At 36.1% G+C, this 22,022-nt stretch carries 24 protein-coding genes; 22 read left to right on the top strand and 2 right to left on the bottom strand.

What is annotated here, in order from left to right; all coding sequences use genetic code 11:
- The first annotated feature begins 388 nt into the window (after positions 1-388).
- From MHI40_RS11545 to MHI40_RS11535, 3 genes are all read left to right on the top strand, one after another.
- Positions 389-1,012: a helix-hairpin-helix domain-containing protein gene (locus tag MHI40_RS11545; protein ID WP_340764490.1), complete on the top strand. Its 624-nt coding sequence runs from the start codon at positions 389-391 to the stop codon at positions 1,010-1,012.
- Between the two features lie 69 nt (positions 1,013-1,081).
- Positions 1,082-1,663: a ComE operon protein 2 gene (locus MHI40_RS11540; protein WP_093538481.1), complete on the top strand. Its 582-nt coding sequence runs from the start codon at positions 1,082-1,084 to the stop codon at positions 1,661-1,663.
- A 173-nt stretch (positions 1,664-1,836) separates the two neighbouring features.
- A complete protein-coding gene (locus MHI40_RS11535) occupies positions 1,837-3,927 on the top strand; it encodes a DNA internalization-related competence protein ComEC/Rec2 (RefSeq protein ID WP_340762759.1) in 2,091 nt (696 codons plus the stop codon).
- 94 nt (positions 3,928-4,021) lie between these two features.
- On the opposite strand, the gene MHI40_RS11530 is transcribed toward MHI40_RS11535, so the two are convergent.
- The gene (locus MHI40_RS11530) at positions 4,022-4,156 is read right to left on the bottom strand and encodes a YqzM family protein (protein ID WP_090563866.1); all 135 of its coding nucleotides are present in this window, start codon (positions 4,154-4,156) and stop codon (positions 4,022-4,024) included.
- Between the two features lie 155 nt (positions 4,157-4,311).
- Here MHI40_RS11530 and holA point away from each other — a divergent pair, with 155 nt between their 5' ends.
- The 6 genes from holA (at position 4,312) to MHI40_RS11500 (ending at position 7,322) form a co-directional block, all read left to right on the top strand.
- Complete coding sequence (gene holA, locus MHI40_RS11525; protein ID WP_093538482.1) at positions 4,312-5,316, top strand: DNA polymerase III subunit delta; 1,005 nt, start codon at positions 4,312-4,314, stop codon at positions 5,314-5,316.
- A gap of 52 nt (positions 5,317-5,368) precedes the next feature.
- A complete protein-coding gene (locus tag MHI40_RS11520) occupies positions 5,369-5,602 on the top strand; it encodes a DUF3953 domain-containing protein (RefSeq protein WP_340762758.1) in 234 nt (77 codons plus the stop codon).
- 40 nt (positions 5,603-5,642) lie between these two features.
- Positions 5,643-6,173: a DUF4269 domain-containing protein gene (locus MHI40_RS11515; RefSeq protein ID WP_340762757.1), complete on the top strand. Its 531-nt coding sequence runs from the start codon at positions 5,643-5,645 to the stop codon at positions 6,171-6,173.
- Between the two features lie 72 nt (positions 6,174-6,245).
- A complete protein-coding gene (locus MHI40_RS11510; protein ID WP_340762755.1) occupies positions 6,246-6,443 on the top strand; it encodes a hypothetical protein in 198 nt (65 codons plus the stop codon).
- Positions 6,433-6,627, top strand: coding sequence for a hypothetical protein (locus MHI40_RS11505; protein ID WP_340762754.1), 195 nt, complete (start codon positions 6,433-6,435; stop codon positions 6,625-6,627). Before MHI40_RS11510 ends, MHI40_RS11505 begins: the two co-directional genes overlap by 11 nt.
- A gap of 260 nt (positions 6,628-6,887) precedes the next feature.
- A complete protein-coding gene (locus MHI40_RS11500) occupies positions 6,888-7,322 on the top strand; it encodes a hypothetical protein (protein ID WP_340762753.1) in 435 nt (144 codons plus the stop codon).
- A 94-nt stretch (positions 7,323-7,416) separates the two neighbouring features.
- On the opposite strand, the gene rpsT is transcribed toward MHI40_RS11500, so the two are convergent.
- Positions 7,417-7,665, bottom strand: a complete 249-nt coding sequence (rpsT, locus tag MHI40_RS11495; protein ID WP_093538488.1) for a 30S ribosomal protein S20 — start codon at positions 7,663-7,665, stop codon at positions 7,417-7,419.
- A 148-nt stretch (positions 7,666-7,813) separates the two neighbouring features.
- Between rpsT and gpr the strand changes: the two genes are divergently transcribed.
- The 13 genes from gpr to deoC all read left to right on the top strand — a co-directional run bounded on the left by gpr (position 7,814) and on the right by deoC (position 21,852).
- Complete coding sequence (gene gpr, locus MHI40_RS11490; protein WP_340762751.1) at positions 7,814-8,830, top strand: GPR endopeptidase; 1,017 nt, start codon at positions 7,814-7,816, stop codon at positions 8,828-8,830.
- A gap of 54 nt (positions 8,831-8,884) precedes the next feature.
- Positions 8,885-9,709 (top strand): stage II sporulation protein P, encoded by an 825-nt coding sequence (spoIIP, locus tag MHI40_RS11485; RefSeq protein ID WP_093538490.1) that lies wholly within the window; start codon positions 8,885-8,887, stop codon positions 9,707-9,709.
- Positions 9,710-9,770: 61 nt separating this feature from the next.
- Positions 9,771-11,600 carry a translation elongation factor 4 gene (gene lepA, locus MHI40_RS11480; protein WP_093538491.1) on the top strand — a complete coding sequence of 610 codons (1,830 nt, stop codon included), beginning with the start codon at positions 9,771-9,773 and terminating at the stop codon, positions 11,598-11,600.
- Positions 11,601-11,666: 66 nt separating this feature from the next.
- Positions 11,667-12,800, top strand: a complete 1,134-nt coding sequence (hemW, locus tag MHI40_RS11475; protein ID WP_340762749.1) for a radical SAM family heme chaperone HemW — start codon at positions 11,667-11,669, stop codon at positions 12,798-12,800.
- Between the two features lie 95 nt (positions 12,801-12,895).
- Positions 12,896-13,933 carry a heat-inducible transcriptional repressor HrcA gene (gene hrcA, locus MHI40_RS11470; RefSeq protein WP_340762748.1) on the top strand — a complete coding sequence of 346 codons (1,038 nt, stop codon included), beginning with the start codon at positions 12,896-12,898 and terminating at the stop codon, positions 13,931-13,933.
- Between the two features lie 15 nt (positions 13,934-13,948).
- A complete protein-coding gene (gene grpE / locus MHI40_RS11465) occupies positions 13,949-14,491 on the top strand; it encodes a nucleotide exchange factor GrpE (protein WP_340762747.1) in 543 nt (180 codons plus the stop codon).
- A gap of 85 nt (positions 14,492-14,576) precedes the next feature.
- Positions 14,577-16,403 (top strand): molecular chaperone DnaK, encoded by a 1,827-nt coding sequence (dnaK, locus tag MHI40_RS11460; protein ID WP_093538495.1) that lies wholly within the window; start codon positions 14,577-14,579, stop codon positions 16,401-16,403.
- A gap of 250 nt (positions 16,404-16,653) precedes the next feature.
- Positions 16,654-17,781: a molecular chaperone DnaJ gene (gene dnaJ, locus MHI40_RS11455; protein WP_093538496.1), complete on the top strand. Its 1,128-nt coding sequence runs from the start codon at positions 16,654-16,656 to the stop codon at positions 17,779-17,781.
- A 14-nt stretch (positions 17,782-17,795) separates the two neighbouring features.
- Entirely contained in the window at positions 17,796-18,740 is a 945-nt protein-coding gene (gene prmA / locus MHI40_RS11450; RefSeq protein ID WP_340762746.1) for a 50S ribosomal protein L11 methyltransferase, read from the top strand.
- A gap of 11 nt (positions 18,741-18,751) precedes the next feature.
- Positions 18,752-19,492 (top strand): 16S rRNA (uracil(1498)-N(3))-methyltransferase, encoded by a 741-nt coding sequence (locus MHI40_RS11445; protein ID WP_340762744.1) that lies wholly within the window; start codon positions 18,752-18,754, stop codon positions 19,490-19,492.
- A gap of 15 nt (positions 19,493-19,507) precedes the next feature.
- Positions 19,508-20,848, top strand: a complete 1,341-nt coding sequence (mtaB, locus tag MHI40_RS11440) for a tRNA (N(6)-L-threonylcarbamoyladenosine(37)-C(2))-methylthiotransferase MtaB (protein ID WP_340762743.1) — start codon at positions 19,508-19,510, stop codon at positions 20,846-20,848.
- 60 nt (positions 20,849-20,908) lie between these two features.
- Positions 20,909-21,064, top strand: coding sequence for a hypothetical protein (locus tag MHI40_RS11435; RefSeq protein WP_340764614.1), 156 nt, complete (start codon positions 20,909-20,911; stop codon positions 21,062-21,064).
- Positions 21,065-21,180: 116 nt separating this feature from the next.
- Positions 21,181-21,852, top strand: a complete 672-nt coding sequence (gene deoC, locus MHI40_RS11430) for a deoxyribose-phosphate aldolase (protein WP_093538500.1) — start codon at positions 21,181-21,183, stop codon at positions 21,850-21,852.
- Positions 21,853-22,022: the final 170 nt, after the last annotated feature.

Genomic DNA, 22,022 nt, shown 5'->3' with positions numbered 1-22,022 from the left:
TGGTTTTATATCCAATTATCCATATATATAAAGTGGATCTAGTTGATTAGAGCGCAGAGCGGCGACTCCCGTGCCCACGGAAAGCGTCCACTCGGAGAGGAAATCAACGGCATATCTACGTTTCTATTTTTAGAAGTTCGGTTGTCTTTTTATCCAGTTTTTTTATTCACCTGTTTTTGCGTCGTTGCTCTACCTCCAAAGCATGAGAGTGTAATGTAACGGAAATAAGCGGTGGATTATTGATGGACAACTAGATTACCCGCTCGATATCTATTTATTTTTATTGTTTTATTTCGATTATTTTTTTCCATAAAAATAACTCTTTTCAACTAGAAGTAAATTTAGTATAGTCTTCTTAACTCCATATAATTACCTCTTATGAAAGAGGCTGATAAATCTGCTCCAACTATTCATCCAAAAATATAAGAAAAAGCTATTACTCCCAGTAGTAGTTATAGGAATAATACTGTTTATCAGTATTCAATCCTTTTTAAAATCGGCAACCCCCCAAGCCGATTCCATTCCAACTATCCCTTTAAAAGAAAATCTTACTGTAGAAGAAACAATTGAATATGTAGAAGACCCCATAGTATTCGTAGAAGTAAAAGGTGCTGTGATGAAGCCAGGAGTCTATGAGCTTTCTGAAGGAGACCGTGTGTTAAAGGCGATTGAAATGGCTGGAGGTTACATAGAGTCTAGTAATTCCAAACATATCAATCATGCAGAGCGTGTAAAAGATGAAATGGTTATTTATATTCCAAAAGAAGGCGAAGAAGTAGAAGAATCACCTTTAGCTACTAACGGCAGTTCACAGTCATCATTAGTGAACATAAATAATGCAGATGCCACAGTTCTGACTACTTTACCTGGTATTGGCGTTGCTAAGGCGGAGGCTATTATTGCTCATCGGGAGCAGTCTGGAGCCTTCAAGGAAAAACAAGATTTGACGAAAGTGACAGGTATTGGACAAAAGACATTTGAGAAACTCGAACCATTAATAACGGTAAAATAATAAATGCATTATTGATGTTTCTTACACAAACTACTACACTTAAAGAAATATTATTTTGGGGGTAGTTATATGGAGAGAATTACTTGGGATCAATTTTTCATGGCTCAGAGCCATTTACTTGCACTAAGAAGCACATGTACACGTCTTGCTGTTGGTGCAACGATTGTTCGTGACCGCCGTATTATGGCTGGAGGATACAATGGATCTATTTCTGGTGGCGACCATTGTATTGATCATGGATGTTATGTTGTAGATAACCATTGTGTTCGAACGATACATGCAGAGATGAATGCTCTTTTACAATGCGCTAAGTATGGGATTACAGTAAGTGGCGCAGACTTATATGTCACTCATTTCCCATGTCTTCCATGCACAAAATCGATTATTCAATCTGGTATTAGTCGTCTCTACTATGCTCAAGATTATAAAAACAACACCTATGCCATTGAATTATTAAACAAAGCTGGAGTCGAGGTTATTTATGTGCCTTTTGATGAAAGAAAGATAGACTTTCTAAGTGATGAAAAAGTTGCGCTTTACGCAGAGCTGATTTCAAAGCTAAGAGAAAAAGGAGCCAGTAGTGAAGAAATGGAACCATATGAAAAGAAGGTGGCTGACCTATTTGGATTAACAACTTCCGTGGGAATTTAATATATATTGCAATAACAGCTATAATCGGTGTAATAGCTGCATATGAATCTACCCTTATCCTTTTATTCCTGATTATAATTCTACTTCTGCTTTTATATAAACAGTTTCCGATATCTCTAATAGTCATTGCTTTAAGCGTTGGAGTCGGTTGCTTTTTTTGGACGGAGGATAGGATGCCTGTTCTTCCATCTGAGCAAAGAGTCACTGAAATTACATGGACTGATACTTATCGCATCAATGGGAGCACTATGAGGGGTTTTGCTATATCGGAGAACAAGGATAAGTGGTATGTTCAATTAAAACTTGAAAGTGAGCAACATAAGGAAGCCTTCCAAAGACATTCGCTTGCCGGTTTGACTATGAATGTTGTGACAGAAGAAACTCCTAATAGGCCTAAGGCACATATATATGCATTTGATATGGAAAGTTATTTAAAAAGTAATGGTTCTGTTGGACAACTTCAGATATCTCAATACGAACTACTTGAACAGAAATCGGGTTTTATAACGTTTATGGCAGGGCAACGTTTTAAAATGAAGCAACATATCCAGGAACACTTCCCAATATCCCTCCAAGCAGAGGCTGAAGCGCTTCTAATAGGAAGTAGGGAGCAGATGTCCACTGATATGCAAACAGCATATGAGACGCTCGGTATAACCCATTTATTCGCTATTTCAGGTCTCCATGTTGCGTTAATCGTTTGGTTAATCTATGAAATGATGATTCGTTTGGGTGTAAGGAGAGAAACGGCGAACTGGTTGCTTATAATTACTTTACCTTTATATGCTTTGCTGGCAGGTGGAGCTCCTTCCGTTTGGAGATCCGTTTCGGTGACAGAAATCGTACTGATTTCAATTCTTTTACAAAGAAAAATAGCCATTGAAGATGCTTTTTCACTAAGTATTATCGGATTTGTTTTTTTAACACCTTGGATTATATTCCAAATTGGTTTTCAACTCTCCTATTTAGCCGCTTTTTCCCTTATTTTCTCCTCTATATTATTGAAATCAAGTCATTATTATTTATTTCAATCCTTTATAATTACTGCAGTTTGCCAACTCATCGTATATCCCATTCTTCTTTATCACTTTTATGAAATTTCTATTTCTTCTTTTCTCGCAAATTTAGTTTTTGTTCCGTTATTTTCTTTTGTCATTTTACCCCTCAATCTTATGATTCTATTGCTAACCTTTACTTTACCGTCTATCTCAGAAGTATTATTTCTTTTCTATGAACCTGTTAGAGGGTTGCTAGATATCTTCATTTTGAAGTTAGGTACTTTACCATACCAGATGTGGAATCCGGCTAAACCTGCTGTTGAAATAGTATTAATAGCATATTTAAGCGTATGTTTTTTACTTGTTTCTTTAGAAAGAAAAAAGAGAAGGTTTATAAGCTTCATCTTATTCTTATTCGTTATAGGATTCATTCAGATTTCACCTTATTTCGATTCCTCTACAAGAATCTCTTTTGTAAATGTCGGACAAGGTGACTGTATACTCATTGAAATGCCTTTTCGAAAACAAATAATTATGATTGATACTGGGGGATTATTAAGGTTTGATCTAGAAAGTTGGAAGCAAACAAATGAACCATATGAAATTGGTCGGCAGGTTGTATTACCTTTTTTAAAAGGAAAAGGGATCAATACTATCGATACGTTAATTATTACGCATGCAGATGCTGACCATATGGAAGGTGCAGAAGAAGTATTGAGGGGAGTAGTAGTTAAAGAAATTCATATTACACCGGGATCTGGGGAGAAGGAAGTGATGAATGATTTGTGGATGGAAATTGAGAAACGAGGAATCCCGGTATACGAAAAGAAAGCAGGAGATATTATCGTTTCAGAATATTTTCACTTTCAATATTTATATCCAATGGATGAAATATATGAAGGAAATAATGACTCCCTTGTGCTTTCTATGAGAAATAATTACTTTCATGGATTATTCATTGGTGATTTAGAGGAACAAGGTGAGTTGGATTTGGTGGAGTATTATTCAAATGTATTACACCAAATGGATGTCTTAAAAGTGGGGCATCACGGCAGTAAAACATCTAGTATTGAACAGTTTTTGACATTAGTACAACCAGATGTAGCGATTATCCAAGCTGGATTTGAGAATCGATATGGTCACCCTCATCCGGAAGTAGTGGAGCGATTAAGAAAATTAGATATTCCCTATTTACAGACGGGAACGAACGGTACAATCGAAGTCAAAATTAATAAAAGTGGAGACATGTCTGTTATGATTCCATAAAGTAAACGAAAAAAGGGTTTTACCTTCACAAGGCAAAACCCTTTTCATTTTCAATCAGGATGATTGAAGAATATCTCACTAATTGAAGTTTACTTTATCGAGCTACGAACTCAATAACTGTTGCAATAACAAACATGATTGCAAAAAAACCAAAGGAGACTACAAAACCTACACCAGAATCGATCGCGTCGTTACGTTTCGACTGGACATTTTGTTCAAATTCATTCATTGTTACCCCTCCTATTTCCACCTTATTATAAAGGATTGCCTATGAAAAATCTATAAACAAACTTTTCTTTTTCTAGTTAGGCACATAATGTCACAATTTATCCATGTATTTACGATATAATGAAATTTAACTATACATAGCAGGGAGCACTTAATATGATTTCAGAAAAGTGGATGCAAATATCCAATAATAACATTTCTTCTGTGTATTTATTATACGGGATAGAAGCGTATTTTATCGAAGAAACTTTAAAAAGAATTAAAAGACAATTAAGTGACCAAGGCGAATTAGAAGTGATCACTTTTGATATGGAGGAAAGCAAAGTAGACGAGGTGATGTATGAGGCGGATACTATTCCTTTCTTTTCAGATAAGAAACTTGTAATTGCCAAAAATGCTTTCTTCTTAAAAGCAACGGAAAAAGGAAAAGAAAAAATAGCTCATGACACATTGAGTCTAGAAGAGTGGCTTAAATCACCTTCACCATCGGCAATAACCGTTTTTATAGCACCATATGAGAAACTAGATGAACGCAAGAAAATCACCAAGGCAATGAAGCAAGCGGCAAATGTAATAGAGTCAGCTAGTTTACAGGTTCATGACTTAAAAGGGTGGATTTTACATGAACTTTCCTCCCATGGGAAAACGATGTCTGATGGGGCGATAGATTGCCTAATTGAACTTGGAGGAACCGATCTTGTACATCTGCAAACGGAGCTAACAAAAATAGCTACATATGTTGGTGAAGAGCCAGAAATTGATGTGGATACTATCAAGAAGCTTTTAGTTCGGACATTAGAGCAGGATGTTTTTACACTAGGAAATGCATATCTTTCGGGCAATAAGAGTGTTGCGATTGAAATTTATCACGATTTATTAAAGCGAAAAGAAGACCCATTGAAACTAAATGCATTAATAGCAACGCAAGTTAGATTAATGGTGCAAGTTAGTCATTTAAAGAAAAAAGGCTATCATGCACAGCAGATTGCCAATCAGTTGAAAGTACATCCATATCGAGTTAAGTTATTAATAGATCACCCTATGCTTCACAATGAACAAAAACTATTGCAAACACTGAATGATCTAGCAACAGTCGATTTGCAATTAAAGACACTCAATATAAACCGTGATCGCATCTTAGAGATGTTTTTGTTGAAATAGAGAAATTTGTAGATGAAAGAGATTCGATAACTGTTAATAGGGGGAGTAATTGATGAAAATAACTAAATTTATATTAGCATTAATTATTATTATTTTTTCAAGTTACAGTCTTTTAAGTAAAAATTTCGAGTCACTGCCTTTTATGATGTTCTTCTTAGGTGCGTTTATGCTGCTCTCAGGTTTATCTGAATTTCAGAAAGACAGAAAAAGATTTGAAGGGTACATGTTCATGGCGGTTTCTATATTTATTTTCTTTGTTTCCATACAGGGGTTTTTATTGAATTAATGGAAAAAAAGACTCTAAAATTATTTTTGGGGGACCTAAATTGTTCGATACAATAGATTACTTACAATTAGGAAATGATAAACAAATTAATGCTTATAATGCTATTAGTAATTTAGAAATAATGGCTGACTTAAGGGAATATAACCCAACACTTTGTGGTACATTTCCCATTGGAATTGATATAGTAGGTTCTGATTTAGATATTATAATGGATGTCTCTGATTTATCGCTGTATGAGAAAAGGATTGAAACATTGTATGGAGGTAAAGAAAAATTCATTTTAAAAAGGCCAATAATCAGAGGGGTCCCAGTAGTTAAAGCAAAATTTGTATTTGGCGGGTTTGAATTTGAATTATTTGCTCAATCGCAGCCCGTAAAAAAACAGTACGCTTTTCTACATATGATTATTGAAAATGCTTTATTGCAACAATTCCCCTACATAAGAGCTGAAGTAATACGATTAAAAAAAGAAGGTATGAAAACAGAGCCTGCTTTTTGTAAAATTTTTGACTTAGATGGAGACCCATATGAGAGTTTGTTACAGTATGGAAGACGTTTGGAAATTATTTAAGTAATGGATGAATTAGATAAAAATGTAACTTATTCTCTTTTCAATCGTATAAAAGTTAAGGAGGGGATATAAATGCAATATACCTTAGTATTATTCATTTCAGTATGTTTGATGCAAATAATAATTTTGACGAATATCACTCTTTTTGATGGACAACTGAATGGAATTACAATGTGGTTATGTACTGCTATTTTTATCTTTTCTGCCACCGTATTTGGTTTAAGTAGAAAACCTGTTATGGATTCAAAGAGGAATAAATATGAAAATTAATACTTATTTTATTCAATTAGCTAGCACGATTATTGTTATTTTTGGAGGCACTTTTACAATTTGTTATTTTAGAGCTGGAGAACTTTTATTAGATCAACTTATTGGAGCAATGGTTGGTATTTTGCTTCTAATGGCAACAATTATTTGGAAAAAGTCTTTGTTAAGCAAACCGTTGCTAAAGTAAACTATAAAATATGTATACTTTAGTGAAGCTACCTCTTATGAATTTGTAGGTTTAGCTGTATTTGAGAATGAGAAACCATTTGGATTTGAAAATGGTTTCTTTTTTTACGTCAAAAATTAATGAAGCACACACCCTTCTAGCATGAAAAAGAACGAGCATCCGCAAAATACTTATAATAGTAAAGGAATTGTGAAACTTTTTGAATATTCTAACGTAAATTAGTACAATTATTTATAAATTTACGATTGGGAGGGATAAAGATGAATATTGTATTTATGGTGATTTTTGCAGGTATTGCTATTACCGTTGTATATAAAATAGCCCATCTCATCTATTTAGTATTTAAACTCGGTTTTAGCTTAGAAGTGATTAAATTCATACTCATCATTGGACTCATGGCTACCTTTGCAGTATTTATATTAGTAGCAACAGATTTTAGTACAGCAAGTTTCCTTATTTCGTCACTAATTGGTGGCGGTATTTTACCCTCATTATTTGAAATTACAAAGATGAAGCCAAAATCTCATTATGGAGATAAGAGACCTGTTACCGTATCAGCAAGCACCTATGCATGGAGTTACTATGGTGGAGGAAATGGGGATTGTGGAAATGTAGGTATTAGTAGCGGCAGTAGCGCTAGTTTTCACGGAGATAGCGGTAGTGGAGGGGATTGTGGTGGCGGTGGAGGAGAATAACATCGCCCACTTCTCAATATCAGATCTTATTCTATTAAAATCTTTGGAATAAAAAATAAAGACTATCCAAAAAAATCGGATAGTCTTTTTTTTATTACGCTTTTTTCATTAATTGAGACTTCTTACGAGAAGCTACGTTTTTATGAATTAATCCTTTAGAAGCTGCTTTTTCAAGTTGTTGAATTGCAGTTTTAATAAGATCTTGTGCGTTTTCTTCGTTATTAAGAGCAGCAGTATCAGCTTTTTTTACAGCAGTACGCATTGCTGATTTTGCTTTTGCGTTTTGAGTGTTTAATCTCTCATTTGTCTTAACACGTTTAATAGCGGATTTAATGTTCGGCATACCTTTCACCTCCTAAATAGGTCTGAGATGATACATTTCTTTCTAATACAACAAGCATTATTTTAACAAACACAAAAACAAATTGCAATATATAAATGCAAAGAATATTTACTTGACACTTCGACCACACTAAAAAAGAGGTGATTATATGTGGGGAAGAACTGATTTATTAGACGAATCGGATGAAATGGTAAAGCATCGAACTGGTGGCGAAAAAAACACATTAAAAAACTCCGAGGGCATTTCATTCGACGAAAATCGAGAGGGAGCAGTACTTATTACATCCATTGAGGTAAATGAAGAGGGAGAAAAGAAACTAGGAAAGAAGAAGGGTAAGTACATTACTTTAACAGATTTGACGGTGAGTCCAGATGAGGAAGATAGCTTCAAGCCAATAGAAAAAATATTTATTCAAAAGCTTAAAGAAATACATCAAGATTTAAATCTTTCGAAGGATTCCAAGATATTAATCATAGGACTAGGTAATGCAACTATTACGCCTGACGCAATTGGTCCGAAGGCAATAGAGTATTTGCAAGGTTCTTCTTTGACTCAAAATACAGAGAAGATAAAGGTGGTAATGTATGCACCAGGAGTAACAGGACAAACCGGATTTGAAACGAGTGATTTTGTCGAAGCGATTAGTAAAGCATATAAACCAGATTTAATCATTGTATTAGATGCTTTAGCAGCTAGGAATAGCGAACGCTTATGCAAAACGATTCAGCTGACGAATACAGGGATACATCCAGGATCAGGTGTTGGTAACCAACGAAAAGAGATTTCAGAAGAGGTATATGGTGTTCCTGTCACAGCTATTGGGATTCCAATGGTTGTAGATGGACCGGTTTTATATGCAGATGCAATGGAGCAGGTAATTCACTATATTGCCTCAAAGGTGGAGGAAAAAGGGAGTCCCTCTGCTGCATTAGCAGTTACTCCAATGGTGTCTAGCAAAAAACCAACCATAGATAAATCTGTACTACAGCCGATTTTTGGAGAATGGGTTACGTGGTCTACAGACGAAAAAAGACAATTATTTGAGGAAGTATTTGTTGGTAAGAATCCATCATTGTTCGTAACCCCTAAAGAGACGGATGCATGGGTGGAACACTATGCATATTTACTTTCAAATGGCATAGAAAGTTGGATAACAACAAGATAAACTGTTCTAAAATTACTGCTCTCTTCATACGATTGTGTGAGGAGAGTGGAAATTATGGCTAAGTCCTTAAAGAATGTAGTTAGCATTTTATTACTTTTATTTTTAGCACCTATTATTATTGCAACCGTCCAAACGCCTCTTTTTCCGCAACAAAAGCTTCAGACAGCTACAGAACAAGAAGCACCCCCGAAAGAAGAAAGTAAGACAGCGGTTGTATATGCTGCACAGTTAGATACAAAAACTGCTGCTGTTTCCGAAATTTTGGAACCCAAAAAAGCTTTTGTCTATTTTACCCATTCTCAAGAAGCCTTTAAGCCCATGCTAGCTGCTAAAGGTGACAAAATTGCAACTTATCATCCGGAAAACAATATTACTTCTTTTCAAGAGCAGATAACTTCTCAATTTGCATTTCATCAATTAGAAACGGACATATTGGGGCCTGAGACTACAGGAGATGCGAGGCAGTATAATTCGATACGGCCTTTTGTTCAGGAAGCATTGGCGCATGATGAGTATGATATTGTCTTAGACCTTCATAGAGATGCAGTTAAGGCAGACATAGCTACTCTTCAAGTTGGGGATGAGAGTTATGCCAAGATATATATTGTAGTTGGTGGAGAACATGCCAACCACAAATGGAATGAACAGCTAGCTAATAATCTTTCTATCCAATTAAATAAATTAGTCCCAGGGATTTCTAGAGGTGTAGTAGTGAAATCTGGAAAAGGTGTAAATGGTGTATATAACCAGGATTTATCGAAGAATGCTATTTTAATAGAATTAGGCGGAATCGATAGTACAGAAGTGGAAGTAAATAGAACGATTGCTATTTTGGCAAAAGCTGTTTCAAATCTTTTTCATCAACAAATTACATCCTAACATTGATGAATCGCTTGTTCACTGCTATAATTCATTATAGTTTAATTAGGAGTGAACAAGCATGAATAATGATGAGAGACTGGCACGACAGAAAAAAATACGTAACTTTTCGATTATAGCGCATATCGATCATGGGAAATCTACCCTTGCGGATCGTATATTAGAAAAAACACAAACTGTAACATCCCGAGAAATGCAAAATCAATTACTCGATTCAATGGATCTAGAACGAGAACGCGGGATTACCATTAAATTGAATGCTATTCAATTGACTTATAATGCAAAAGACGGCGAAGAGTATATCTTCCATCTTATTGATACCCCTGGACATGTCGATTTCACTTATGAGGTGTCTCGTAGCTTAGCAGCATGTGAAGGAGCTATTTTAGTTGTAGATGCAGCACAAGGGATTGAAGCGCAAACACTTGCAAATGTTTATTTGGCTTTAGATAACGACCTGGAAATCCTTCCTGTTATTAACAAAATCGACCTTCCAGCAGCTGACCCCGAACGTGTTAGAGGCGAAGTGGAGGATGTTATTGGTCTGGATGCTTCCGAAGCGGTATTAGCTTCCGCAAAAGCAGGAATTGGTATTGAAGAAATTCTGGAACAAATTGTAGAAAAAGTGCCTGCTCCAACTGGAGATCCAAATGCACCATTAAAAGCATTAATATTTGACTCCTTATTCGATCCTTATCGTGGAGTTATCGTGTATATCCGTATCATTGATGGAACAGTAAAACCAGGTGACAAGATTAAAATGATGTCATCAGGTAAAGAATTTGATGTTGTAGAAACGGGTGTATTTACACCTAAAACAACACAACGTTCTGAACTGACTGTTGGAGATGTTGGTTTCTTAACAGCTTCTATGAAAAATGTAGGGGACTCAAGTGTTGGGGATACGATTACATTAGCTGACAACCCTGCTACTGAAGCTTTGGCTGGATATAAAAAGATGAATCCAATGGTATTCTGTGGGTTGTATCCAATCGATAATACAAAATATGTTGACTTACGTGATGCTTTAGAAAAATTACAATTGAATGACTCCGCACTTGAATTTGAGCCAGAGACTTCCCAAGCATTAGGTTTTGGATATCGCTGTGGTTTCTTAGGTCTCCTACATATGGAAATCATTCAAGAACGTATTGAACGTGAATTCAATATTGATCTAATAACTACTGCTCCAAGTGTTATCTATGATGTGAAACTTACGAATGGAGAAATCCTAAAAGTGGACAATCCTTCCATGATGCCAGAATCACAAAAAGTAGATAAAATTGAAGAGCCATATGTTAAAGCATCTATTATGGTCCCAGAAGAATATGTTGGTTCCGTTATGGAACTGTGTCAACGCAAACGTGGGAACTTTGTAACTATGGACTTTTTATCTAAAGCTCGTGTGAATATTATTTATGAAATTCCACTATCAGAAATTGTGTATGACTTCTTTGATGCATTAAAATCAAGTACAAAAGGATATGCTTCTTTTGACTATGATTTAATAGGCTATAAAGAATCCAAATTAGTTAAAATGGACATTTTACTAAACAGCGAAAAAGTGGATGCACTTAGTTTTATCGTTCATAGTGACTTCTCTTATGAACGCGGTAAGCTAATAGTCGAAAAACTTAAGGCATTAATACCGAGACAACAGTTTGAAGTTCCAGTACAAGCAGCTGTTGGGCAAAAAATTGTTGCTCGTTCCACTATTAAGTCAATTGGTAAAAACGTTTTAGCTAAATGTTACGGTGGCGATATCTCTCGTAAACGAAAACTTCTAGATAAACAAAAACAAGGTAAAAAACGGATGAAACAAGTAGGTTCTGTGGAAGTTCCACAAGAAGCTTTCATGGCTGTTCTGAAAATGGACGAGCCAAATAAATAATAAAACGAAGGGGGAGGCACTAGCAGCCTCCTTTTTCCTATATGGAAGAAGAAAGTAGGGATAGTTATGGTACGAGGCGTATATATACATATTCCTTTCTGTCATCAAATTTGTAATTACTGTGATTTCAATAAATTTTTCTTTCATAACCAACCGGTAGATGAATATATTGAATCACTTGGAAAAGAAATGGCATTGTGGGCAAATGATTTACAAAAAGCAGAAATTGAAACGATATTTATTGGGGGTGGTACTCCAACTTCTTTATCAGTAGAACAATTAGATCGATTATTAGAGCTGATTACCACATATATACCAATGGAGCATGTCACAGAATTCTCATCGGAAGCTAATCCAGATGAGCTGACACTTGATAAAATGCAAAAGATGCGCGAATTCGGTGTGAACCGGTTAAGTATGGGAGTCCAAACCTTTGATCAAGACCTTCTAAAAGTATTAGGAAGAACCCATTCGAATGATCATGTCTATGAAGTGATTAATCATGCCAAACAAACTGATTTCCCTTCGATAAGTATAGATTTGATGTATGGACTTCCAAACCAAACGATGGATCAATGGAAAGCATCCTTGCAGGAAGCATTTCGCTTAAAAATTCCACATATTTCGGCTTATTCCTTGTTAGTTGAGCCAAAAACAATCTTTTATAATCTACTATCCAAAGGGAAACTCTCTCTTCCAGGAGAAGACTTAGAAGCGGAGATGTATGGTTATCTATTAGAGGAAATGAAAAGTCATGGTTATATTCAATATGAGATAAGTAATTTCGCATATGTAGGAAAAGAATCAAAACATAATTTACTTTACTGGAATAATGATGAATATATCGGATTAGGTGCTGGTGCTCATGGATATGTGAATGGTAAGAGATACTCCAATCATGGACCAATAAAAAAATACATGCAGACAATCGATACAGGGGAACAACCTCTTATGATGCAAAAAGAAGTGACAAACGTGGAAAAAATGGAAGAAGAAATGTTTCTTGGTTTACGTAAGAATGAGGGTGTATCACTTGCAAAATTTGAGGAAAGATATGGTCTAACCCTTCGTGATGTTTACGGAAAAGAACTAGATGAGTTACTTCAGAGGGAATTATTAGTTCTGGAAAATAATTTTGTAAGACTGACTTCCCGTGGAAGATTTATGGGAAATGAAGTGTTTCAATATTTCTTGAAATAATTAAAGCTAAATCGTTGACAGTTTTCTGTAGATTTGATAAGTTTTATATGAGTATTAGCACTCTCTTTGAACGAGTGCTAACAGAGGTGATAATCATGCTAACAAACAGGCAATTATTAATATTGCAAGTAACGGTAGATGATTTTATCGATACCGCTCAACCAGTTGGATCTCGTCAGCTTTCGAAAAAGGAGGAAGTACCATTTAGTCCTGCTACTATTCGAAATGAAATGGCAGATTTAGAAGAAATGGGCTTTTTAGAAAAAACACATACTTCGTCTGGTCGTGTGCCTTCACAAAAGGGATACCGTTATTATGTCGATAATATGTTAACTCCACAAAGAATTTCGCAAAGCGAGATAAAACAAATTCGTTCTATCTTTGAGGAACGAAAGGTGGAGACGGAGCAAATAATTCGCAAATCCGCTGAAATTATATCGGAACTAACGAATTATACCTCTATTATGTTAGGCTTAGATGTGAGAAAACATCGTGTTAAACGATTTTCGATTGTACCACTTTCCAGTGATTCTGCTGTAGCGATAATTGTTACAGACAGTGGTCATGTAGAGAATCGACTATTTTCTATCCCTGAAAATTTTCAGGCATCTGATATCGAACGTATGATCAATCTGATCAACGAACGTCTAGTAGGGGTATATTTGCATGAACTCCCTGCAATGCTAGAGGCGGTAACGCTAAATGTGTTGCAACAAAATAACGGTCGTCTGAACCATCTTTTTGGATCGCTTAACCAAGCGATGACTATTGAGCATGAAGACAAGGTGTATTATGGTGGGAAGTTACAAATATTGAACCAACCAGAATTTAATGATGTAGAAAAAGCACGGAGTATTATGAATTGGATGGATCATGTAAACCAAATTCCAGGTATTTTCCATTTGGATAAAAAGGGAATTCAAATTCGCATTGGATCAGAAAACAATGATCTTGCCATGGAGGGATGTAGTGTTATTACTGCCTCATATGGTATTGGTGAAGAGCAAGTGGGTTCGATAGCGATTATTGGTCCGACTCGAATGGATTATAGGAGAGTCGTGTCATTACTAGATGTCATGAGTAGTGATTTATCTAGAGAATTATCGAAAATATTACATGGACATCAAGGATAAGGAGAGTTCCGAACAATGTCAGAAATCAAAGATGAAAACTTAGAAGAGCAAGAAGTAAAAGAAACTATTCAAGAAGAGTCTGAACAGCCGAGAGAAGTTGTGGAAGAAGTAGATGAACTAACTCTGGCTAAACAGCAAATCGAAGAAGAACAAGATAAGCTTATTCGTCTTAGAGCGGACTTTGAGAATTACAAGCGTCGGGTACAATTAGACAAAGCAGCGGATTATAAATACCGTGCTCAATCCGTTTTAACGGATATTCTACCTGTGCTTGATAATTTTGAACGTGCACTTGCAGTTGAAACGACTTCTGAAGAAGCAGCTTCTTTAGTTAAAGGAGTAGATATGGTTTACCGTACTCTTCTAGAAGCAGTTAAAAAAGAAGGTTTGGAAGCAATCGAAGCAGAAGGTGTAGCATTCGATCCGAACTTCCACCAAGCTGTTATGCAAGAGCAAGATGATTCAAAAGAATCCGGAGTAGTGCTTCAAGAGCTGCAAAAAGGGTACAAGTTAAAAGACCGAGTATTAAGACCTTCCATGGTCAAAGTAAACGAATAAATCATTTTCATCATTACTTATTTTTATGAAATTGATTGGAATACCCAAAAAAGAATAGCTAGTTATATATTAGGAGGAAAATTAAATGTCTAAAATTATTGGTATTGACTTAGGAACTACAAACTCATGTGTATCTGTATTAGAAGGTGGAGAACCAAAAGTAATTCCGAATCCAGAAGGTAACCGTACGACTCCATCTGTTGTTGCTTTTAAAAATGGTGAAAAACAAGTTGGGGAAGTTGCAAAACGCCAATCTATCACTAACCCTAATACAATCGCTTCAGTTAAGCGTTTAATGGGTACGAACGAAAAAGTTTCAGCTGAAGGAAAAGATTACACTCCACAAGAAGTATCAGCAATGATTCTTCAATATTTAAAAGGATTTGCAGAAGAATACTTAGGTGAAAAAGTAACGAAAGCTGTAATTACAGTTCCTGCTTACTTTAATGATGCAGAGCGCCAAGCAACTAAAGACGCTGGTCGTATTGCTGGACTGGAAGTAGAACGTATTATTAACGAACCAACTGCTGCTGCACTTGCATACGGTTTAGATAAAATGGATCATGACGAAAAAATTCTAGTATACGATCTAGGTGGCGGTACATTTGACGTATCTATCCTTGAGCTTGGCGATGGTGTATTCGAAGTACTTGCTACTGCAGGGGATAACCGTCTTGGTGGAGATGACTTTGACCAAGTATTAATGGATTACCTAGTACAAGAATTCAAAAAAGATAATGGTATCGACTTGTCTAAAGACAAAATGGCTGTACAACGTCTAAAAGATGCTGCTGAAAAAGCGAAAAAAGATTTATCGGGTGTAACATCAACTCAAATCTCTCTTCCTTTCATCACTGCAGGAGAAGCTGGACCGCTTCACTTAGAAGTAACGATGACACGTGCGAAATTTGACGATTTAACTGCTCATTTAGTTGAACGTACAATGGTACCAACTCGTCAAGCGATGAAAGATGCTGGATTATCTGCTTCTCAAATCGATAAAATTATTCTTGTTGGTGGATCTACTCGTATTCCTGCTGTACAAGACGCTATTAAAAAAGAAACTGGAAAAGAGCCGCATAAAGGCGTAAATCCTGATGAAGTAGTAGCAATGGGTGCTGCTGTACAAGGTGGAGTTTTAACTGGTGATGTAAAAGACGTAGTACTACTTGACGTAACACCACTTTCTTTAGGTATTGAAACAATGGGTGGGGTATTTACTAAGTTAATCGAACGTAATACAACAATCCCTACTTCAAAATCACAAACATTCTCGACTGCAGCAGATAACCAACCTGCCGTTGATATTCATGTACTTCAAGGTGAACGCCCAATGTCTGCAGATAATAAAACACTTGGACGTTTCCAATTAGCAGATATTCCACCAGCACCACGTGGAGTTCCACAAATCGAAGTAACTTTCGATATCGACAAAAATGGTATTGTAAATGTTAAAGCAAAAGACTTAGGTACTCAAAAAGAACAAAATATTACAATTCAATCGAATTCTTCCCTTTCTGACGAAGAAATCGAGCGTATGGTAAAAGAAGCTGAAGCAAATGCAGATGCTGATAAAGTACGTAAAGAAGAAGCTGAAGTGAAAAACGAAGCGGATCAATTAGTGTTCATGACTGAAAAAACATTGAAAGATTTAGAAGATAAAGTGTCAGAAGAAGAGAAAAAATCTGCTGAAGATGCTAAAGAAGAGTTAAAAGCTGCTTTAGAAGCTGGAAACTTAGAAGACATCAAAACGAAAAAAGATAAATTAAATGAAATTGTACAACAACTTACGATGAAATTGTATGAACAAGCACAAGCAGATGCTGCAGCTAATGGTGAACAAGCTGGTCCAACTGATGACGGTGTTGTAGATGCTGAATTTGAAGAAGTAAACGACGATAAAGACAAGTAAGATTGTTGAAGTGTCGGTAAGCAAAAAGTCAAAGACCGGTTCCGGCTTTGGCTTTTCTTACTGTATAGGCAAAACTGGAATGTCTTATTTCTCATTTGGTTTATATTCAAGCATATATGATTTTAAAGTCATATTCTTAGGTTGAAACAGGCATGATCCGAATGATTAAATTTTCAAAGTTTTGCTATTAGGATTTTGTACATGGTACAATTATTCCTATGTGCAAGTTAACAGAGCAGGAGAGTGAAAGATGAATAAACGTGATTATTATGAGGTTCTTGGTGTATCTAAGAGCGCAACTCAAGACGAGATAAAAAAAGCTTATCGTAAACTTTCAAAACAATTCCACCCAGATATTAACAAAGATGCTGGAGCGGAAGACCAATTTAAAGAAATTTCCGAAGCATACGAAGTATTAAGTGATGAACAAAAACGGTCATCTTACGACCAATTTGGTCACGCAGGTCCAAACCAAGGATTTGGTGGATTTGGTGGCGGTAGTGCTGATGGATTTGGTTTTGAAGATATTTTTAGTTCATTCTTCGGTGGTGGCGGAGGTTCAAGAAGACGTGATCCCAATGCTCCAAGAAAAGGGAATGATCTTCAATATTCCATGACTATTGAGTTTGAAGAAGCGGTATTTGGTAAAGAAAGAGAAATAGAAGTATCTAAAGAAGAAAACTGTGAAACATGTTCTGGCTCAGGTGCAAAACCTGGTACAAAACCAGAAAAATGTTCACACTGTAATGGTCATGGTCAAGTAAATGTAACGCAAGATACGCCATTTGGCCGCGTTCAAACTAAACGCGCATGTAATCACTGTCAAGGAACAGGGAATATTATTAAAGATAAATGTGCTACATGTCATGGTAAAGGCGCAGTTAACAAACGCAAAAAAATTAAAGTTACCATCCCAGCAGGTGTGGATGATGGGCAGCAGCTTCGTGTAAGTGGTCAAGGTGAACCTGGAGCAAATGGTGGACCAGCGGGCGATTTATATATCGTTTTCCGTGTTAAAGCAGATCCACGTTTTGAACGCGATGGCGACGATATTTATTACGAGCTACCTTTGACATATGCACAAGCAGCTCTTGGTGATGAAATTGAAGTTCCGACAGTCCAAGGAAAAGTAAAACTTAAAATTCCAGCTGGAACTCAATCACAAGCCAATTTCCGTTTAAAAGGAAAAGGTGTTAAAAACGTTCATGGCTACGGTGTTGGGGATCAACATGTAATAGTAAAAGTAATTACGCCGAAAAAGTTAACAGAAAAACAAAAACAATTATTACGTGAATTTGCAGAAATCAGTGGAGATATTCCAGAAGAGCAAGGCAGTTCATTATTTGATAAGATCAAGAAGACATTAAAAGGCGAATAAAGGAGTTGGCGCAAGTGAAATGGTCTGAACTATCCATCCATACTACAAATGAAGCGGTTGAAGCGGTAAGTAATATTTTGCATGAAGCTGGTGCAAGTGGTGTAGTTATCGAAGACTCAGATGAATTAGGAAGAGAAAGAGAAGATTTATTTGGTGAAATTTATAGCTTAAACCCAGATGACTTTCCGGTAGATGGTGTACGTGTGAAGGCTTATTTAGCTGAAACAAGTTTCTTATTAGAAACAGTGGAAGAGATCAAACTTGCTATCAACAATTTAACAAACTTCGACATAGATCTAGGACATAATGTTGTTTCTGTTCAGGAAGTAGACGAAGAGGATTGGGCTACGGCATGGAAAAAGTATTACCATCCTGTGAAAATATCTAATCGATTTACTATCGTACCGACTTGGGAAGACTATGAACGAGTGAACACGGATGAACTAATCATCGAGCTTGATCCTGGAATGGCTTTTGGAACAGGTACGCATCCGACAACAGTTATGTGTCTCCAAGCGTTGGAGAAAACGGTTCAAACAGATTCAAGTGTAATCGATGTAGGAACTGGATCTGGAGTACTTTCTATCGGAGCAGCAAAACTAGGAGCTTCTAAAATTCATGCGCTAGATTTGGATGAAGTAGCTGTTAGATCTGCAATAGAAAATATTGCTTTAAACAAAGTAGACCATATTGTTCGTGTAACACACGGTAATCTTCTAGATAATGTGGACGAACAAGCAGATATAGTCGTAGCGAATATATTAGCAGAAATCATCATGACATTTACGGATGATGCATTCACTATTGTAAAAGAGGGCGGATTATTCATCACTTCCGGAATCATTGCTACGAAAAAAGATGATGTAAGAGAATCATTACAACATGCAGGATTTGAAATTGAGGAAGTCATGATGATGGAAGATTGGGTAACAATTATTTCGAGAAAACCTGTTAAATAAAGGAGATTGTCATGCAACGTTATTTTACAAATGAACCTATAAGTGAGAATAATACAGTGACAATTACCGGAGATGATGCGCATCATATGATTCAAGTGATGCGCATGTCACCAGGTGATCTAGTTTTTGTTGTGGCTAATAACCAAACATATACGATGGAAATTTTAGATGGGTCTTCAAAAGCTGTCCATTTAAAGGTTAAAGAGGTTCTACTCAACACCAATGAAATGCCAAAGAAAGTGTCAATTGTTTGCGGTCTACCAAAAGGAGACAAGCTGGAATTGATCACGCAAAAAGCAACAGAACTGGGAATGTACGAACTCTATCCATTTGAAGCAAAAAGATCTATCGTGAAATGGGATAAGTCTAAAAACGAAAAGAAAGTAGCTCGATTGCAAAAAATTGCTAAGGAAGCAGCTGAGCAATCTCATCGTTCTACCATTCCACAAATACATAATCCAGTCTCTATAAAAGAGTTAGTTGAATTGTCCAAAGCATACGATGTAAAGTATGTAGCGGATGAGGAAGACGCCAAAACTAATGAACGACAAAAGTTTGCTGAACAATTAAAAAACGTGTATGATAAACAATCGATACTCATCGTATTTGGTCCAGAAGGTGGGCTCGATCGAGCAGAAATAAAGCTATTATTAGATAATGATTTTCAGACAATTGCGCTAGGACCTAGGATTCTTCGAACTGAAACTGCACCGTTATATGCGCTGTCAGCAATTTCTTATGAATTTGAATGAAAGAGGTGTGAGAACGTGTCATCCGTTGCATTCCATACGTTAGGTTGTAAAGTAAATCACTATGAAACTGAAGCCATTTGGCAATTATTTAAGGAAAATGGGTATAGCCGGACTGAGTTTGAAAAACAGTCAGATGTATATGTTATTAATACCTGTACTGTCACGAATACGGGAGACAAAAAAAGTCGTCAAGTTATTCGTCGTGCTGTTCGTCAAAACCCAGATGCTGTTATTTGTGTAACTGGTTGTTATGCTCAAACTTCTCCTGCAGAAATTATGGCAATACCAGGAGTAGATATAGTTGTAGGTACACAGGAAAGAACCAAAATGTTGGATTATATTCAACAATATAAAACAGAACGTAAACCTATCAATGCTGTAGGGAACATTATGAAAAATCGAGTATATGAAGAATTGGATGTGCCATCATTCACAGACAGAACTCGAGCATCCTTGAAAATTCAAGAAGGCTGCAATAACTTCTGTACTTTTTGTATCATCCCTTGGGCTCGTGGACTTATGCGTTCAAGAGATCCACAAGAAGTAGTGAGACAAGCGCAACAACTAGTAGATGCTGGTTATATGGAAATAGTTCTGACAGGTATTCATACAGGTGGATACGGGGAAGATCTAAAAGATTATAATTTAGCACAACTTTTAAGAGATATTGAAAACAATGTAAAAGGCTTAAAACGACTGCGTATTAGCTCAATTGAAGCAAGTCAATTGTCAGACGAAGTAATTGATGTTTTAAGAGATTCTAAGATTGTGGTAAGACATTTGCATATCCCTATTCAATCTGGTTCGGATACTGTATTGAAAAGAATGCGTAGAAAATATACAATGGAATTTTTTGCGAATCGCTTAGATCGTTTAAGAGTTGCTTTACCAGATCTTGCGATAACATCGGATGTTATTGTTGGTTTTCCAGGTGAAACAGAGGAAGAATTCATGGAGACATTTAACTTTATACGTGACCAAAAATTCTCTGAACTGCATGTTTTCCCATACTCAAAACGTACAGGAACGCCTGCCGCAAGAATGGAAAACCAAGTGGATGAAGATGTGAAAAATGAACGAGTACACCGATTAATCACATTAAATGATCAATTGGCGGTAGAATATGCTTCTAGATTTGAAGGGGAAGTACTTGAAATTATACCGGAGGAAGCTTATAAACTAGATTCAGCTGCTAATATGGTTGAAGGCTATACAGATAACTACCTAAAGGTTGTCATTCCTGGATCTGAGGATTTAATAGGGAAATTAGTTCGTGTGAAAATCACAAAAGCTGGTTATCCCTACAATGAAGGACAATTCGTTCGTGTTCTAGATGAAGTTGCAGAGTTAGTATAAATATAAAGCCGGTGATTAATATTTCACCGGCTTTTTTATATGAAATTAGGAGGTGCTGTATTGGAAGTGACCGCTTTACTACCAGGTTTGCTATTTATATTTTATTTCGTTCCCGTAATTTTTGTTATTTGGTTTATGGTTACAATTGTAGGGCAACTCAAGGCCCAAACAAAGCTACTAAAACAAATTCATGAGAAAGTAAAAATTCCAGAATAAATAGCCATATAGAGAGAAAAATACTATTGACCCGCAAAGTAACCACTATACTTGCACTTTACCGGCAATTAAGAGTATTATTAAGAGGTACGTACATCTTGAAAGGGGAATAACTAATGACTGAAAATATTGCAGCATTAATAGATCATACTTTACTAAAACAAGACGCAACTAAAAATCAAATTGAAAAATTATGTGAGGAAGCTAAAACATATAATTTTGCATCCGTATGTGTTAATCCTACATGGGTAAATTTAAGTGCATCTCTTCTAAAAGAAAGTCCAGTAAAAGTTTGTACTGTTATCGGATTCCCTTTAGGCGCAAGTACTTCAGCAGTGAAAGCATTCGAAACTACTAATGCTATTGAAAATGGTGCAGATGAAATTGATATGGTACTAAATGTTGGTGCGTTAAAAGACCAAGATTATAACTTAGTACAAAAAGATATCGAAGCTGTAGTAAATGCTGCAAAAGATAAAGCGATTGTAAAAGTTATTTTAGAAACTTGTTTATTAACAAATGAAGAAATTGCGAAAGCAAGTGAATTATCTAAAGCGGCAGGTGCTGACTTCGTGAAAACTTCTACCGGTTTTTCTACTGGAGGAGCAACAATCGAAGCTGTAAAACTAATGCGCGAAACTGTAGGACCTGACTTAGGCGTGAAAGCTTCTGGTGGTGTTAGAAACTTAGCAGACGTTGAAGCAATGGTTGAAGTTGGAGCAACAAGAATTGGTGCAAGTTCTGGAGTAGAAATTGTAAAAGGATTAGAAAGTAAATCTGATTATTAATTTTTACTTGGCATAATTGCTCTAAATTAGTTGTTAGATTAAATTTCTAACTAAATAAAGTAAAAATTATATCTCAAAGTATTGACCAAGTCTTTACAATACGGTATAATTTTTTAGTACATAGCACTAGGTTATGTGCTTGACGTGTGTTCGGAGGGAGGGAAAAAGAG

The organism is Psychrobacillus sp. FSL H8-0510 (genome assembly GCF_038008345.1).
Lineage (GTDB): Bacteria > Bacillota > Bacilli > Bacillales_A > Planococcaceae > Psychrobacillus > Psychrobacillus psychrotolerans.
This window is presented reverse-complemented; position numbering and strand designations above follow the sequence as displayed.

Coding starts and splice junctions, on each gene's coding strand:
- MHI40_RS11540 (WP_093538481.1), top strand. CDS start 1,082: ATGGAGAGAATTACTTGGGATCAATTTTTCATGGCTCAGAGCCATTTA.
- MHI40_RS11510 (WP_340762755.1), top strand. CDS start 6,246: ATGCAATATACCTTAGTATTATTCATTTCAGTATGTTTGATGCAAATA.
- grpE (WP_340762747.1), top strand. CDS start 13,949: ATGTCAGAAATCAAAGATGAAAACTTAGAAGAGCAAGAAGTAAAAGAA.
- dnaJ (WP_093538496.1), top strand. CDS start 16,654: ATGAATAAACGTGATTATTATGAGGTTCTTGGTGTATCTAAGAGCGCA.
- holA (WP_093538482.1), top strand. CDS start 4,312: ATGATTTCAGAAAAGTGGATGCAAATATCCAATAATAACATTTCTTCT.
- MHI40_RS11445 (WP_340762744.1), top strand. CDS start 18,752: ATGCAACGTTATTTTACAAATGAACCTATAAGTGAGAATAATACAGTG.
- dnaK (WP_093538495.1), top strand. CDS start 14,577: ATGTCTAAAATTATTGGTATTGACTTAGGAACTACAAACTCATGTGTA.
- deoC (WP_093538500.1), top strand. CDS start 21,181: ATGACTGAAAATATTGCAGCATTAATAGATCATACTTTACTAAAACAA.
- MHI40_RS11520 (WP_340762758.1), top strand. CDS start 5,369: ATGAAAATAACTAAATTTATATTAGCATTAATTATTATTATTTTTTCA.
- MHI40_RS11535 (WP_340762759.1), top strand. CDS start 1,837: ATGCCTGTTCTTCCATCTGAGCAAAGAGTCACTGAAATTACATGGACT.
- MHI40_RS11530 (WP_090563866.1), bottom strand. CDS start 4,156: ATGAATGAATTTGAACAAAATGTCCAGTCGAAACGTAACGACGCGATC.
- lepA (WP_093538491.1), top strand. CDS start 9,771: ATGAATAATGATGAGAGACTGGCACGACAGAAAAAAATACGTAACTTT.
- hrcA (WP_340762748.1), top strand. CDS start 12,896: ATGCTAACAAACAGGCAATTATTAATATTGCAAGTAACGGTAGATGAT.
- hemW (WP_340762749.1), top strand. CDS start 11,667: ATGGTACGAGGCGTATATATACATATTCCTTTCTGTCATCAAATTTGT.
- rpsT (WP_093538488.1), bottom strand. CDS start 7,665: ATGCCGAACATTAAATCCGCTATTAAACGTGTTAAGACAAATGAGAGA.
- spoIIP (WP_093538490.1), top strand. CDS start 8,885: ATGGCTAAGTCCTTAAAGAATGTAGTTAGCATTTTATTACTTTTATTT.
- MHI40_RS11505 (WP_340762754.1), top strand. CDS start 6,433: ATGAAAATTAATACTTATTTTATTCAATTAGCTAGCACGATTATTGTT.
- MHI40_RS11500 (WP_340762753.1), top strand. CDS start 6,888: ATGAATATTGTATTTATGGTGATTTTTGCAGGTATTGCTATTACCGTT.
- gpr (WP_340762751.1), top strand. CDS start 7,814: ATGTGGGGAAGAACTGATTTATTAGACGAATCGGATGAAATGGTAAAG.